Below are 13,263 nucleotides of genomic sequence, written 5' to 3'. Positions count from 1 at the left end.
GCCAGCGTCTGCCGGAGTAAAGCCTGCAAACGCGGTGCAGTTTTTACCCGCACCGCATGGGTGTAGCCATGCGCCAAGCGGTTTGGCGGCGGGCACTGCGGCTGCTGGGGCCTGCTTGCTGCGCAAACCGCGCGAGGAGGCAGGCATGAAGGCTCTCACTTACCACGGCCCGCTAGATGTCCGGGTCGAGCATGTTCCCGATCCCGTGCTGGATGCACGGGACGACATCATCGTGCGGGTGACCGCTACCGCCATCTGCGGTTCGGATCTGCACCTGTTCCGCGGCAAGGTGCCCGGCCTGCACGCAGGCGACGTGCTGGGGCACGAGTTCATGGGCATCGTCGAGGAGGTGGGGCCGGATGTGACGATGCTGGCCAAGGGAGACCGCGTGGTGGTGCCGTTCACCATCGCTTGCGGGCACTGCTTCTTCTGCGAGCGCACGCTGTTCGCTGCCTGCGAGAACACCAATCCGGGCCAGGGCGCGCTGCTCAATCGCAAGCGCCTGCGATCCGGCGCAGGCATGTTCGGCTACACCCACCTCTACGGCGGCTATGCCGGTGGCCAGGCCGAGTTCGTGCGCGTGCCGCGCGCCAATGTGGGGCCGTTGAAGCTGCCGGAGGGCGTGGCAGACGAGCGGGTGCTGTTCCTGTCCGACATCCTGCCCACCGGCTACCAGGCCGTGCTCGATGCGGGGGTCGGCGTGGGCAGTACCGTGGCCATCTTTGGCGCTGGGCCGGTGGGGCAGATGGCTGCCGCGTGTGCCCGGTTGCTGGGGGCATCGCGGATCTTCATGGTCGATCACCATCGCTATCGGTTGAACTTTGCGACGGCAGCGTATGCGGTCGACCCGATCAACTTCGACGAGATCGACGATCCGGCCCAGTACATCATCGAGCACACCGATTTCCGTGGCGTGGACGCCAGCATCGACGCGGTGGGCTTCGAAGCCAAGGGCAGCTTGGTGGAAACAGTGCTGACCGAGATCAAGGCCGAAGGCTCGCGCGGGGTGGTGCCGCGCTGGGCGATTGCCGCCACGCGGCGCGGTGGCACCGTCAGCCTGCCCGGGGTCTACGCGGGCTTCGTGCACGGTTTTCCGCTCGGTGATGCCTTCGAGAAAGGCCTGAGATTGTGCATGGGGCAGACCCATGTGCAGCGGCATATGCCGCTGCTGCTCGAATATATCCTGGAGGGGCGGCTGCGGCCGGAGCTGATCATCAGCCATCGGCTGGCGCTGGAGGAAGCGGTGCGCGGCTATACGCTGTTCAACGAGAAGCAGGAGGATTGCCGCAAGGTGGTGCTGGTGCCCGGTTCGAGTGCGACGGCGGCGCATGCCTGAGTCGCGTGGGCATGCGCTGACATGGGGTATGGACAACGGCCGATGGTGAGCGGCAACCCTGCCGCATACGGTGTTGTTGCCGCTCCAGCCAGCGCTGGGTTGGTCATATCTTCTTCCCTTGTGAGGTTCTGCCGCCATGAAATCCACCAGCACCAGCAAATCGAGTTCCACTTCCCGCCGGACCAGCAGTCGCGCCACGGGCAGCCGAAGCGGTACCACTGCCGCGCGCCGCGCGCCGGATGCCGTGAAATCGCTAAAGAACGACCACGCCAAGGTCAAGGCGCTGTTCAAGTCGTTCGAAGCCGCCCGCAGCAAGGCCGAGAAGGCCAAGATCGCTGCCGAGACCTGTCTGGAGCTGACCGTCCACACCCGTATCGAGGAAGAGGTGTTCTATCCGGCGGTACGCAAGGCGCTGCAGAAGGAGGGCGAGCTTCTGGACGAAGCCGAGATCGAGCATGCCAGCGTGAAGACGCTGATCGAGCAACTGAAGGCCGCCGAGCCGGGCACCACTCGTTTCAATGCGCTCTACGACGTGATCCGCGAATACGTGCTGCATCACGTGAAGGAAGAGGAGCGGGAGATGTTCCCCAAGGTGAAGGAAGCCAAGTCGCTCGACCTGCAGGCGCTCGGCGAGCAGCTGGAAGCGCGCCGTGAAGCGGTGCGGCAGGAAGAGTTGTCGGGCGAGGGCAGTCCGCAGGCGCTGCACTGAGCCCGATGGCGCAGCCACGCAGCGCGTGATGGCGCTGCGTGCGCGCCTCAAGGCACCAGCAGCGGCGGGTGGGCGTGCCAATTGTCGGCATGGATGCCGTACTTGGCCTGTAGCGACTGGATCAGCGTTTGTTCCTCGGCGAGGAAGGCGTTGAACTGTTCGATCACTTCGGGGTGCTTGAGCGTAGCCAGGCTGAATTCCGGATGGTAGTGGGTGATGCGGTCGGCGCGGACGGCGAGGCCATGCCGGCCAGTGCGCGCCAGATAGTGCGTGATGCTGTCCTCGGCAAAGAAGATGCCGTCGACCCGACCACCCAGCAACATGTTGACGAGGCTTTCGGTCGAGTCGGCGTACACGATCTTCAGCCAGGGATCGCTGCGGAACGGCCAGGCACTGAAGCCGCGCACGGTGGCGATGGTATCGATCTGATTGAAGCCGATGTCGCGTTGCGCGGGACGCACCATCAGGCTTTCGGTCACCGTGACGGCCGGCGCGCTGTAGCGAGGCGTGAGGCCAGCCTTCAGCGCCGTCTGCCAGCGCGGGTTATCCGGGAATTTGAAGTCGTAGCGGCGCTTTGAATAGAACTCCAGGTACAGCCGCTCCACCGGCAGAGCCACGTAGGTGAAGCGGTGATGGTAGCGGCGGGAGAAGGCATCGAGCAGATCGCGTGCATACCCCCGATATTCGCGGCCAGCGCCGTCGTAGAACGGCGAGAAATCAAGCGCTTCCACGGCGATCAGGTACTGGCCTGCACTGCAGGTGGCAGGCCAGATCAATGCCCATGCCAGCAGCAGGGAGCGGAGCGTCATGGCGGTGGAGTCCGGAGGGTTTCCCTGCCGTTCTAGCCCAACATTTGGTAGGGCACTTTTCTGCTGCGATGCATCAAAGGTTGCTGAGGCAGCTGTGGCCTCGGCGTGCTTGTAGGATGCGACTTACAAATGAGTACCAAGGCTGCGCGTCTGTCTGCGAAAAGGTGCCGCCTGCAGATTCCATTGCAAACAATGACATGCAAAAGAAATTTTTGATTGAGAATGTCTGCTGCATTGCGGCAAATCCATCCCCGGCTGAGCAGAGGTAACGGTTTGGACTTTCACTATCTGGCCCCCACCCGTCAAGCGCTGGAGTACTACTTTCAGCTCGGGCTGCCTGCCAAACGCTGGTCCGTCGGCATCCAGCCGGAGGAGGAGGCGCCGGTGATCATCCGCAACGACGAAGGCCAGCCCCAGGTGGTGATGGCGAGCTTCGGCCTCATTCCCGGCATGAAGCGCCCGTTGGATGTCGAAGCCAGCGCCACCGAGGTGGTCGCTGGCAGCGCGCTGGTGTCGGAATTCCCCTATCAAGCACATTGGGACAAGGGCCTGCGCTGCCTGATCCCGATGATGGCGTTCATCGTGCACAACGCCGAATCAGCCAAGCCGCGGCGCTGGTGTGTCGGCACCGCCAACGGCACGCCGTTCGCCGCCGCCGGCGTATGGCGGCCATGGCGCGAGGACGATGGCGCCACACGGTACAGCTTTACGCTGGCCACCATCCCTGCGGCCAGCCACCCGGTCATGAAACTGCTACCAGTGGCTACCCAGCAACGTACCAAGGTGATGCCCATCGTCATTCCCGAGGCGTTCTACGATGCCTGGCTGACCGCAGAGCGGCCGGAAGAGGTGCAAAGCCTGCTGTCGCGTATGCCTGCCGAATTGATGACCGCGGCACCGTGCCCGGCGCGGGTCGCCCGCTAGCCTAGGCGGCCGGCTCCTGCCGGCTCCGGTGCTCGATCGCGGCGAGATGATCGCGGGTGCTGTCCAGCGTATCGCGCGTTTCGGCGGCAAGTCGGGCGTATTCCTTCTTCAGTTCGGCGATCTCCTCGTCGTCCATCTTCTCCGCTTCGATCATATGGTTGCGTGCGCCATGCACGGCGCGGATCAGTTCGTCGAGCTTCAGTTGCAGCGCCTGGGTGTCACGGTTCTGCGAGCTCTGGATCAGGAACACCATCAGGAAGGTGAGGATGGTGGTGCCGGTGTTGATCAGCAGCTGCCAGGTGTTCGAGAAGCCGAACATGGGCCCGCTCAGCCCCCAGAGCACCACCAGCCCGGTTGCCGTGGAGAAGGCGAACGGGGAGCCGGCCGCGGTGGAGGCCCATTGGGCGAAGCCGGCAAAACGCTGGGTCATGCTGATCATGGCATTGCTCCTCTTCAGGGGGAATCGGTGCCGCCGCTGCGGCGCGCCCGGCGCTGCATCAGCGGCGTGATGGATATGCCGTGCACCAGCACCGACGCGGCGACGGCGAGCAGCGTGAGCGCCACGAAGGGGCTGATCAGGTCGTGCGGCAGGCCGTGATTGATCGCGTAGAACAGGTAGTAGACCGAGCCGATGCCGCGCACGCCGAACCAGCCGATCAGCCAGCGGTTCGGAGGAGGCTGCCTTAAGCCCAGCGTGCCCAGCCACACGGCGGCGGGGCGCACCAGCAGGAACAGCAGCGGGATCAGCCACAGCGCCGGTGGCAGATGATCGAGGCGCGCCAGCAGCACACCGAGCAGCAACACGATGACCACTTCGGCCACGCGTTCGAGCTGCTCGCTGAACGACAGCATCGTATGCTTGAGGTAGGCCGCTGCCGAATCCGGATCGGTGGCGACCGCCTCACGATGATCCGGCAACGCTGGCACTGCGGGGATATCGGCATCCGCGTCGGGACGGTCGAACCGGCGCAGCGCCAGCCCCGCAGCAAACACCGCCAGAAAGCCGTAGCCGTGGCACAGCTGCGCCAGCCCGTAGGCGCAGCCGACGAGACCGAGTGCCAGGAATTCCTCCAGCCCGACCGCTTCGCCATGGCGGATGCGCAGGTAAGTGACCAAACGGCCGGTCCAGCCACCCAGTAGCGCGCCGATAGCGAGGCCGGCACTCACCGCCCAGAGTACGTCGATGGCCAGCCAGCGCCAGCCGTTGTCGCCGAGCTCATGCATGCCCAGCAGGCCCAGCCCCAGCATCACCAGCGGGAACGCGGTGCCGTCGTTCAACCCCCCTTCGCCGGTCAGGCCGAATCGCAAGGTATCGCCATCATTGGGATGGGCCACCTGCACGTCAGAGGCCAGCACCGGATCGGTCGGGGCGAGGATGGCACCGAGCAACACTGCGGCGCCCCAAGGCAGGCCGGCAGCGAAATGGGCCAGCAGCGCCACGCCGGCCACCGTGAGCAGCATGCTCACAGTGGCCAGGCGCAGCGGCAGCTGCCAGCGCCTATCCCGTAGCGGCACGCCCAGCTTGAGACCGGCGCCGAACAGCGAGATCAGCAGCGCAACCTCCGCCAGCCGTTCGAGCAGGATCGCATCCTGCCTCGGGTTGAGATCGGCGAAGCCGGTCACGCCCAGCAGGTAGCCGGCGCCGAGGTAGAGCATGGTCATGCTGAGCGGCAGGCGGCGTAGCAGCGATCCAGCCAGCGCCATGGTGACGAGCAGCAGGCCGACCAGCAGCGACCAGACGGCAAAGTGAAAAGGTGTGGTGGCGTCCATAGTGAAGTGCGGGCACCCGCCCGCCGAACCGGTCAGTGCATGGTAGGCGAGGGCAGGTTGTGTTCCAGCTGCTGGGAGCGATGCACTTCTTCGCGCAGCGCCCCGGTTTCGTCGTACCAGCTGCAGGTGACCAGCTCATCCCCGGCAGCGGCCTCGACTGCCACCACGCTCATCAACAGGCGGGTGTCGCCCTTCAGTACCACGATGTCGCCGATTTCGAATCTCATTGCTGCTCTCCTCGCGTCATGGCCCTCGGAGCGGGCTGTAACGTTTGCCTCATACTGTAAAAGCTGCATCACAGCGTATCGATCCGGCGGTGCTCGGTATCGTCATACGGCGGCTCGCCGGTGACTGCCGATTTGGCCAGCCGGTAGAGCTGGCGCACCGGTCCGGCCGGGCTGTCCCAGTACTCGGCTTCGGTCACCTCGACCTTCAGCAGCACCAAGTGCGGATCGTCGAGCCCTTCGGGGAAAAAGGCCTTGTACAGCGGGTTCCACAGCGTGGCGGCCTTCTCGCGATCCCGCAGCAGCCGGCCGTGGCCGGACACCGACACGAACAACCCGCGATCCGGATCGGCGTAGCTCACGTTCACCAGGTGGTCGCGATCGATCTCGCGGTAGGTGGAGGTGGTATCCGAGGTGAGGAACCACAGCGTGCCGTCGAATTCGATGTCCTGGTTGGTCAGCGGGCGGCTGCGTAGTTGCTGGTGCTGGTCGTCCACCGTGGTCAGCATGCCGAAGCGGAAGTGGCGCAGTTTTTCCCATAGCGCACGGTGATCGTCGTTCATGGCGGGTCTCCTCGTCTGATATCGCCACGGTGCAAGCCGCGTGCCCGGCACGTGGGCACGAAAGCTGCTCCATGCCATCCGGGGTCGTCCGGAGGTCGATATGGCGCGTGCGTTATGGAAAGGAGCGATCAGCTTTGGCCTGATCCACATCCCGGTGGAGCTGTTTCCCGCCGAGCAGCGGGACGAGCTCGACCTCGACCTGATCGACCGCCGCGATTTCGCGCCGATCGGCTACCGGCGCGTCAACAAGCACACCGGCGAGGAAGTGCCGCGCGACGAGATCGTGAAGGGCTTTGAATACGAGGAAGACCAGTACGTGGTGCTGGGCGAGGACGAGCTGAAGTCCGCCAACGTCAAGGCCACGCAGACGGTGGACCTGCTGGCCTTTGTGCCGGTTGCCGATATCTCGCTGCTGCATTTCGAGCAGCCTTACTACTTGGCGCCAACGCGTGGCGGCACCAAGGTCTATGCATTGCTGCGCGAAACGCTGCGGCGGGCGGGCAAGGCGGGCATCGGTCAGGTGGTGATCCGCACCCGGCAGCACCTCGCACTGATCACGCCGCTGGAGGAGGTGCTGGTGCTCAATACGCTGCGCTATCCGCACGAGCTGCGCGATTGGTCACAGCTGTCGCTGCCGGAGCGCAGCCTGAAAGCGGCCGGCGTGGCCGAGCGCGAGGTGAAGATGGCGCTGTCGCTGGTCGAGAGCATGAGCGAGGACTGGGCTCCCGAGCAGTATCGCGATACCTACCGTGATGATGTGCTGGCGCTGATCGATCGCAAGATCGCTGCCAAGCAGACCCACACGCTGGCGCCGGTGCGCGAGGACGAGGAGGCACCCACCGGTGGTGACAACGTGGTTGACCTGATGGCGCTGCTCAAGCGCAGCCTGGCCGGTGGTGAGGACAAGCCCGCCAAGCCGGCCAGGCGATCGGGTCGCAGCACGCCTGCACCCACCGCCAAGGCGGCTCGTGCCGAGCCGATCAAGCGCAAGCGGGCGTGAGGGGCCACGGCATGAGTCTGGACAAATACTGGCAGAAGCGCGATTTCAGCAAGACACCGGAACCGCGCGGCAAGGTGGCGCGGGATGCCGACGAGCTGGCTTTCTATATCCAGAAGCACGCGGCGAAACGGCTGCATTACGACTTTCGCCTGCAGATCGCCGGCACGCTCAAGAGCTGGGCGGTGCCCAAGGGGCCGAGCCTGGATCCGCACGAAAAGCGCCTCGCGGTGGAGGTCGAGGACCATCCGCTCGACTATGGCGAATTCGAAGGCACCATCCCCGAGCGGCAATACGGTGCTGGCAGCGTGCTGCTGTGGGATCGCGGCCGCTGGGCGCCGGAAGGCGATCCGGCCGAAGGTTACCGCCAGGGCCGGCTGCGCTTTGCGTTGCACGGCGAGAAACTGCATGGCCAATGGTCGTTGGTGCGCATGGCACGGCGCGACGACGATCGCCATGACAACTGGCTGTTGATCAAGTCCGACGACGACGAGGCCCGCGCCGGCCCCGAGGCCGAAATCACCGAACTGCGGCCGGAAAGCGTGAAGACCGCCGCCCCGACTGCAGCCAGGCGCAAGTCCACACGCAGCGCCGACAAGCTGCCGCCGCTGCTGCAACCGCAGCTTGCCACGCTGATCGGCAAGGCGCCCAGCCACGGCCACTGGCTGGTCGAGGTGAAGTACGACGGCTACCGCATCCTCGCACGCGTGGACGACGCGGGTGCGGTGCACCTGTATAGCCGCAATGGCAACGATTGGACGAGCCGGATGCAGCCGGTGGCCAATGCCGTGACCGGGCTCGACCTGCGCAACAGCTGGCTTGACGGCGAGGTGGTGGCGCTCGATGTACATGGCCACATCAGTTTCCAGGCGCTGCAGAATGCGTTTTCCGCCGGCGAGCCGGCCCGGCTGGTCTACTTCGTGTTCGACCTGCCATTCGCGCACGGCGAGGACCTGCGCCAGCTTCCGCAGCGCGAGCGCAAGGCACGACTGGCTGCGCTGCTGGAGGATGTGGACGACGCGGCCGTGCGCTACAGCGACCATCTCGACGGCAACGTGAAGGAGGCATTCGCCCATGCCTGCCGCCACGGGCTGGAGGGCATCATCGTCAAGCAGGCCGATGCCGCCTATGCATCGGCGCGCTCGCGCAACTGGCTGAAAGTGAAATGCAGCCAGCGCCAGGAGTTCGTGATCGGTGGTTATACCGAGCCGAGCGGACAACGCACCGGCCTTGGCGCATTGCTGCTGGGCGTGCACGACGAGGCGGGGAAACTGGTCTACGCCGGCCGGGTGGGCACCGGTTTCAGCGACGCGACGCTGGCACTGCTGCAGCGCAAGCTCGTGGCATTGCGGCGCGAGACCACGCCGTTCGCCGAGCCGCCGCATGGGCATCGCGCTGCCGGTGTGCATTGGGTGAAGCCGCAGTTGGTCGCTGAAGTGCGTTTTGCCGACTGGACTGAGCAGGGACTATTGCGGCAGGCGGCCTTTCTGGGCCTGCGCGAGGACAAACCCGCCACCGCCATCGTGCGCGAATCTCCCGACGACCATGCTGCGGCCGACCGTGAACCACCGCCTGCGGGCAAGTCCGGCCGCACGGTCGAGGCGCGCAGCAAGGGCCCTGCACAGCGCGATGCCACGGTGGCCGGTGTGGTGATCACGCATCCGTCGCGCATCGTGTTTGCCGACAGCAGCATGACCAAGCTCGATCTCGCCACCTACTACGCCGCTGTGGCCGAGCACATGTTGCCGCATTTGGCAGGGCGGCCGCTGTCGCTGGTGCGCTGCCCCAGTGGCTCGCGTCAGCCGTGCTTTTTCCAGAAGCACCTCGGTGACAGCCTGCCTGCCACGATCGATCGCATCACCGTGCCCGAGGGCGACGGCACTGCCGAGTACGTAACGGTCGACAATGTGGCCGCCTTGGTGGCGCTGGTGCAGTACGGTGTGCAGGAGTTCCACACCTGGGGCGCGCGCGGCGACAAGCCGATGCAGCCGGACCGGCTGATCTTCGACCTCGACCCGGCGCCCGACGTGGCTTGGACGCGCGTGCGCGAGGCGGCGCTGCTGGTGCGTGGCGTGCTGGAGGAGCTGGGGCTGGCGGCCTTTCTCAAGACCACCGGGGGCAAGGGGCTACACGTGGAGGCACCGCTGATTCGCGGCGTGGAATGGGATGAGGCCAAGGCTTTTGCCCGCAGCGTGGCTGAGCACCTGGCGGCGACATTGCCCGATCGCTTCACCACCAAGCTGGCCAAGCAGCAGCGCGGCGGCAAGATCTTTATCGATTACCTGCGCAACGGCCTTGGAGCGACCGCCGTTGCCGCCTTTTCCACTCGCGCCCGCCCGGGCGCGCCGGTCGCCACGCCAATTACCTGGGCGGAACTGGAGGCGGGCGTGGAATCGGCCAGCTTCACCGTCGAAAACATTGGCGAGCGCTTGGCGCAGCTGAAGAGCGATCCGTGGGATGGCTATGCCGCCGCCCGCCGTCGGCTGACCCAGGCCATGATCGGCACGCTGGCTGACGCCGCACGGCGGCGCACCCGTGGCCGCGCTTGATGGCACACCCCTTGCCCTGTGCGAATCCGACTACACGCCGATGCGAAAACCGTACCGCTCGAATCGGCGGAATGCCGCTGCGCGGCGCCGCACCCCGCCAGTATGCTCACAGCGAGTAGCTGCCGGTGGTGCATAGCCATGCGCAGCGTTGATCTGCTCGGTTGCTCGTTTTTCAAGGAGACCATGATGTCGAATCACGAAACCGGATTCCGTAACTGGTTTGATCAGGATGGCCAAGCCTATGCGCGGCTCCGCCCGGAATACCCGGAGCAGCTGGTCACTTTTCTCACTTCCGTCTCGCCCGATACCGGCCTTGCTGTGGATATCGGTTGCGGCAGCGGGCAACTGACCAAGCTGCTGGCCTACCACTACGCCTCGGTGATCGGGCTCGATGCCAGCGCCGACCAGCTTGAACACGCGGCGCACGGCGAGCGCATCCGCTACCAGCAGGCCAACGCCGAGGCACTGCCACTGGGCGATCACGGCGTGGACTTGATCACCTGCGCCCAAGCCGCGCACTGGTTCGATCTGCCCAGGTTCTACGATGAAGTCCGCCGGGTGTGCAGGGATTACGGCATCGTCGCACTGATCACCTATGGCGTGCCGACGCTGCCCGCGCCGCTCAACGAACGCTTTCGCCGTTTCTACGACGACGAGATCGGCCCGTTCTGGCCGGCGGAGCGCAAACTGGTCGACAGCGGCTATGCCGCCCTCGATTTCCCGTTCGAGGAAATCCTGGCGCCCGAACTCGATATCCGGCTGGATTGGAACCTGACCGAATTCCTCGGCTATATCGCGACCTGGTCCGCCGTCAAACGCGCGAACGAAGCAGGCAAGTCGGACATCCTGCAGGCATTTGCCCATGAGTTTGCCGATGCCTGGGGCGACGCTGATTCCCGTCGCGTGATCACGTGGCCTTTGAATGTGCGGGTGGGGCGGGTGCGTGCTGAGGGCGCTGTCGAGCCGGCATAGTGCGTCGCCGGAACGGCGACACAATCTGTATGGATGTCTACTGACCGTAACATCGGGAAACGAATCGACCATATTACCGCACGGAATAAGTCTCTATCGTGAAAGCAAGGCAATCAGATGCGGGAGCCTGCATTCATGCGATTCCAAGAGGAGTCATACCGAGGCGTTTCCTACGAGATCCATGCGAAGGAAGCAGATCATCGTTGGTCGGTGCTGGTGATGATCGATTTTCCCGGCGCGTTGCTGCCGCCGATGGTGAATGTGGAATCGAGCTATTCATCCACCGCCGAGGCTTTCGCGGCGGGGCACAAGACGGCGCAGCGCCTGATCGACGATCAAAGCAGCCGCAATCATCACTAGCACTGGACCGGCAATTGCGCAGTGCCCGGTAGGCGAGCTGGGTGGTGAGGCCCAATCAGCCGTAGCGCGCCATCACCTGCGGCAACGCATCCGCGATCTCGCGGGCGAGGTATCCCAACGGGCCAATGCGTTGCGCCAGCAACTCGCCCGCCCGCGCATGCAGCGCTACGCCCCAAGCGCTGCCATGCAGCGGTGGCAGTCCCCGCGCCAGCAGGCCGACAATGCCCCCCGCCAAGACATCGCCCGACCCCGAAACACCGAGGCCGGCATTCCCGCCGACGTGCAGCCAGGCATGGTGATCAGGCGCCGCGATCCAGCTGGCTGCGCCCTTCAGCACCACGGTGGCCTGCCAATCCTCCGCAGCTGCAGTGGCGATTTCACACGGCCTTTGCACCACCTCATCCTTGCTGAGCCCGCTCAGATGGGCCATTTCGCCAGCGTGTGGTGTGACTACCGTGTGTGGGCGACTCGCGCTTGGGATCGCGCCCATCGCATAGGCATCGAGCACGGCGGGGCATGCCGTAGCTGCGAGCAGGCGCCGGGCAAACGCAACCGTTGTGGCTTCATGCTGCATGCCGGGGCCGACCAGCAGCGCATCGATGTCCCCAGTAAGTTCAGCCAAGTCATCGACACCCGCCACTGCGAGAGCGCCATCTGCCGTTTGCGGCAGCGCAATCACCCGGGCTTCGGGGAGTGCAGTGGCTAGCAAAGGTGCTACCTGCTCGCAGGTGGCGACCACCAGCTTGCCCGCACCAGCACGCAGGGCGGCAGTCGCCGCCAGGAGAATGGCGCCGGGTATTTGCGGCGAGCCGCCGACAACCAGCACATGGCCGCGACTTTCCTTGTCACTGCCCGCACCGGGTTGGGGCAGCGGATGGTGCCTCAGCCAATCCTCGTCGATCCGTTGCGTTGCCGCCGATGTGGAATGCGCCATGGCGTGCTCAAGGCTTGGCGGCGGCCGAGGTATCCGGTGCCGTGGTTACTGGCTCGCCAGCTGCCGCAACCGGCGTGACGAAGTTCGCGCAAGCCAGCTGCAGCTTGCCGTGCCGGCCCGCTGTCGCATCGAAGCGATAGGTGGTGACGGAACAGTTGGGCACATCGGCCTGACGGTCGATCTCGAGGATCTGGCGCTCATCCAGCCGCTCCAGCAGGTAACGGAAGCAGTTGACGATCACCTGATGCCCGACGATCAGCACCCGCTCCTGGCGGTACTCGCGTGTGAGCGTATCGATTACGCTGCGCAGCCGCAGGATCACATCGCACCAGCTCTCGCCGCCGGGTGGACGGAAATAGAACTTGCCGACATGCGCGCGCTGCTCTGCGAGCTCCGGAAAGCGCGCCACAATGCCGGCCTTGGTCAGCCGATCGGTGATGCCGAATTCCTTCTCGCGCAGCCGCTCGTCCTGCACGCGCGGGATCGCCAAGCCCGCGCTGGCGATCAGGATATCCGCAGTCTGTACTGCACGCAGATAGGGCGAGCACAGCACCGCCTGCGGTTGTTCCTCCGGAGTGAGCGATCCGAACCAGCCCCCCAGCGCCTCGGCCTGACGTTCGCCCAACGGCGACAGCGGCACATCCATATCACGCTCGGCAATGTCGATCTCATTGAGCCGTGCCGCTTCCGCGGCATCACGCGCCACGTTCCCCGAGCTCTGCCCATGCCGGACCAGCCACAGCGTATCCGGCCACTTCTGTTCGCTCATGGCTGGCGTTTGTTTCGTTCTGCGGGGGCAAGCGCGCCGGTGTCATGCTCGAACGGCGCCTGGCGTGGCGATGGAACCGCAGCTTGCTGGCGGCGTTCGCGTTCCTCCACCCGTTCGTTTTCGGTGAGGTCGCGCTGGGCTTCGATGTCGTGGCGGGGAGTGGTAGGGGAAGTCATCGTCGGCTCCTGGCTTGGATGATTCCTTGTACGCTGCAAGGCGAGTGCCGCGCGATAGGACGGTGGCGCAGTGGGACGTAGGAGGTTGTCTGGCGCCGGTCTACCGCAGGCGGTAGGCGCGCGACTGGCTGAAGAGCATCAAGTCACAAAATCTGGCACAAGTGCGCCTGA

At 65.2% G+C, this 13,263-nt stretch carries 15 protein-coding genes; 7 read left to right on the top strand and 8 right to left on the bottom strand.

Features of this window, described 5'->3' with window-relative positions:
* Window positions 1-145: 145 nt before the first annotated feature.
* Together FLM21_RS16055 and FLM21_RS16050 are read left to right on the top strand one after the other, a co-directional pair.
* Complete coding sequence (locus tag FLM21_RS16055) at window positions 146-1,336, top strand: zinc-dependent alcohol dehydrogenase (RefSeq protein ID WP_148716537.1); 1,191 nt, start codon at window positions 146-148, stop codon at window positions 1,334-1,336.
* A 136-nt stretch (window positions 1,337-1,472) separates the two neighbouring features.
* Window positions 1,473-2,045, top strand: coding sequence for a hemerythrin domain-containing protein (locus FLM21_RS16050; RefSeq protein ID WP_148716536.1), 573 nt, complete (start codon window positions 1,473-1,475; stop codon window positions 2,043-2,045).
* A 47-nt stretch (window positions 2,046-2,092) separates the two neighbouring features.
* Here the strand turns inward: FLM21_RS16050 and FLM21_RS16045 are convergent, their stop codons facing one another.
* Complete coding sequence (locus FLM21_RS16045) at window positions 2,093-2,854, bottom strand: substrate-binding periplasmic protein (protein ID WP_148716535.1); 762 nt, start codon at window positions 2,852-2,854, stop codon at window positions 2,093-2,095.
* Window positions 2,855-3,127: 273 nt separating this feature from the next.
* Between FLM21_RS16045 and FLM21_RS16040 the strand changes: the two genes are divergently transcribed.
* Complete coding sequence (locus FLM21_RS16040) at window positions 3,128-3,778, top strand: SOS response-associated peptidase family protein (protein ID WP_187359936.1); 651 nt, start codon at window positions 3,128-3,130, stop codon at window positions 3,776-3,778.
* A gap of 1 nt (window position 3,779) precedes the next feature.
* On the opposite strand, the gene FLM21_RS16035 is transcribed toward FLM21_RS16040, so the two are convergent.
* The 4 genes from FLM21_RS16035 to FLM21_RS16020 form a co-directional block, all read right to left on the bottom strand.
* Window positions 3,780-4,217: a low affinity iron permease family protein gene (locus tag FLM21_RS16035; RefSeq protein ID WP_148716533.1), complete on the bottom strand. Its 438-nt coding sequence runs from the start codon at window positions 4,215-4,217 to the stop codon at window positions 3,780-3,782.
* Between the two features lie 14 nt (window positions 4,218-4,231).
* Window positions 4,232-5,548: a cation:proton antiporter gene (locus tag FLM21_RS16030; RefSeq protein ID WP_148716532.1), complete on the bottom strand. Its 1,317-nt coding sequence runs from the start codon at window positions 5,546-5,548 to the stop codon at window positions 4,232-4,234.
* Between the two features lie 32 nt (window positions 5,549-5,580).
* Window positions 5,581-5,775, bottom strand: a complete 195-nt coding sequence (locus tag FLM21_RS16025) for a DUF2158 domain-containing protein (protein WP_187359935.1) — start codon at window positions 5,773-5,775, stop codon at window positions 5,581-5,583.
* Between the two features lie 68 nt (window positions 5,776-5,843).
* Window positions 5,844-6,335 (bottom strand): pyridoxamine 5'-phosphate oxidase family protein, encoded by a 492-nt coding sequence (locus tag FLM21_RS16020; protein ID WP_148716530.1) that lies wholly within the window; start codon window positions 6,333-6,335, stop codon window positions 5,844-5,846.
* Between the two features lie 100 nt (window positions 6,336-6,435).
* Here FLM21_RS16020 and ku point away from each other — a divergent pair, with 100 nt between their 5' ends.
* The 4 genes from ku (at window position 6,436) to FLM21_RS16000 (ending at window position 11,213) form a co-directional block, all read left to right on the top strand.
* Window positions 6,436-7,335 (top strand): non-homologous end joining protein Ku, encoded by a 900-nt coding sequence (ku, locus tag FLM21_RS16015; protein WP_148716529.1) that lies wholly within the window; start codon window positions 6,436-6,438, stop codon window positions 7,333-7,335.
* 11 nt (window positions 7,336-7,346) lie between these two features.
* Window positions 7,347-9,881, top strand: a complete 2,535-nt coding sequence (gene ligD, locus FLM21_RS16010; RefSeq protein WP_148716528.1) for a DNA ligase D — start codon at window positions 7,347-7,349, stop codon at window positions 9,879-9,881.
* Between the two features lie 183 nt (window positions 9,882-10,064).
* Window positions 10,065-10,853 (top strand): class I SAM-dependent methyltransferase, encoded by a 789-nt coding sequence (locus tag FLM21_RS16005; protein WP_222846715.1) that lies wholly within the window; start codon window positions 10,065-10,067, stop codon window positions 10,851-10,853.
* 135 nt (window positions 10,854-10,988) lie between these two features.
* Window positions 10,989-11,213 (top strand): hypothetical protein, encoded by a 225-nt coding sequence (locus FLM21_RS16000; RefSeq protein ID WP_148716527.1) that lies wholly within the window; start codon window positions 10,989-10,991, stop codon window positions 11,211-11,213.
* A 55-nt stretch (window positions 11,214-11,268) separates the two neighbouring features.
* Here the strand turns inward: FLM21_RS16000 and FLM21_RS15995 are convergent, their stop codons facing one another.
* From FLM21_RS15995 to FLM21_RS15985, 3 genes are read right to left on the bottom strand one after another with little or no spacing between them, the layout of a single operon-like run.
* The gene (locus FLM21_RS15995; RefSeq protein ID WP_148716526.1) at window positions 11,269-12,147 is read right to left on the bottom strand and encodes an NAD(P)H-hydrate dehydratase; all 879 of its coding nucleotides are present in this window, start codon (window positions 12,145-12,147) and stop codon (window positions 11,269-11,271) included.
* Between the two features lie 7 nt (window positions 12,148-12,154).
* Window positions 12,155-12,916 carry a histidine phosphatase family protein gene (locus FLM21_RS15990; RefSeq protein ID WP_148716525.1) on the bottom strand — a complete coding sequence of 254 codons (762 nt, stop codon included), beginning with the start codon at window positions 12,914-12,916 and terminating at the stop codon, window positions 12,155-12,157.
* Entirely contained in the window at window positions 12,913-13,092 is a 180-nt protein-coding gene (locus tag FLM21_RS15985) for a hypothetical protein (RefSeq protein ID WP_148716524.1), read from the bottom strand. The genes FLM21_RS15990 and FLM21_RS15985 overlap by 4 nt, the downstream gene beginning before the upstream one ends.
* Window positions 13,093-13,263: the final 171 nt, after the last annotated feature.

This window comes from Chitinolyticbacter meiyuanensis, assembly GCF_008033135.1.
Classification (GTDB): domain Bacteria; phylum Pseudomonadota; class Gammaproteobacteria; order Burkholderiales; family Chitinibacteraceae; genus Chitinolyticbacter; species Chitinolyticbacter meiyuanensis.
Note: the sequence above shows the minus strand (reverse complement) of the source record. Positions and strands in the feature narration are given on the sequence as shown.

Bases quoted from the DNA above. Each gene is read 5' to 3' on its own strand.
- FLM21_RS16055 (WP_148716537.1), top strand. From the start codon at position 146: ATGAAGGCTCTCACTTACCACGGCCCGCTAGATGTCCGGGTCGAGCAT.
- FLM21_RS16050 (WP_148716536.1), top strand. From the start codon at position 1,473: ATGAAATCCACCAGCACCAGCAAATCGAGTTCCACTTCCCGCCGGACC.
- FLM21_RS16045 (WP_148716535.1), bottom strand. From the start codon at position 2,854: ATGACGCTCCGCTCCCTGCTGCTGGCATGGGCATTGATCTGGCCTGCC.
- FLM21_RS16035 (WP_148716533.1), bottom strand. From the start codon at position 4,217: ATGATCAGCATGACCCAGCGTTTTGCCGGCTTCGCCCAATGGGCCTCC.
- FLM21_RS16030 (WP_148716532.1), bottom strand. From the start codon at position 5,548: ATGGACGCCACCACACCTTTTCACTTTGCCGTCTGGTCGCTGCTGGTC.
- FLM21_RS16025 (WP_187359935.1), bottom strand. From the start codon at position 5,775: ATGAGATTCGAAATCGGCGACATCGTGGTACTGAAGGGCGACACCCGC.
- FLM21_RS16020 (WP_148716530.1), bottom strand. From the start codon at position 6,335: ATGAACGACGATCACCGTGCGCTATGGGAAAAACTGCGCCACTTCCGC.
- ku (WP_148716529.1), top strand. From the start codon at position 6,436: ATGGCGCGTGCGTTATGGAAAGGAGCGATCAGCTTTGGCCTGATCCAC.
- ligD (WP_148716528.1), top strand. From the start codon at position 7,347: ATGAGTCTGGACAAATACTGGCAGAAGCGCGATTTCAGCAAGACACCG.
- FLM21_RS16005 (WP_222846715.1), top strand. From the start codon at position 10,065: ATGATGTCGAATCACGAAACCGGATTCCGTAACTGGTTTGATCAGGAT.
- FLM21_RS16000 (WP_148716527.1), top strand. From the start codon at position 10,989: ATGCGATTCCAAGAGGAGTCATACCGAGGCGTTTCCTACGAGATCCAT.
- FLM21_RS15995 (WP_148716526.1), bottom strand. From the start codon at position 12,147: ATGGCGCATTCCACATCGGCGGCAACGCAACGGATCGACGAGGATTGG.
- FLM21_RS15990 (WP_148716525.1), bottom strand. From the start codon at position 12,916: ATGAGCGAACAGAAGTGGCCGGATACGCTGTGGCTGGTCCGGCATGGG.
- FLM21_RS15985 (WP_148716524.1), bottom strand. From the start codon at position 13,092: ATGACTTCCCCTACCACTCCCCGCCACGACATCGAAGCCCAGCGCGAC.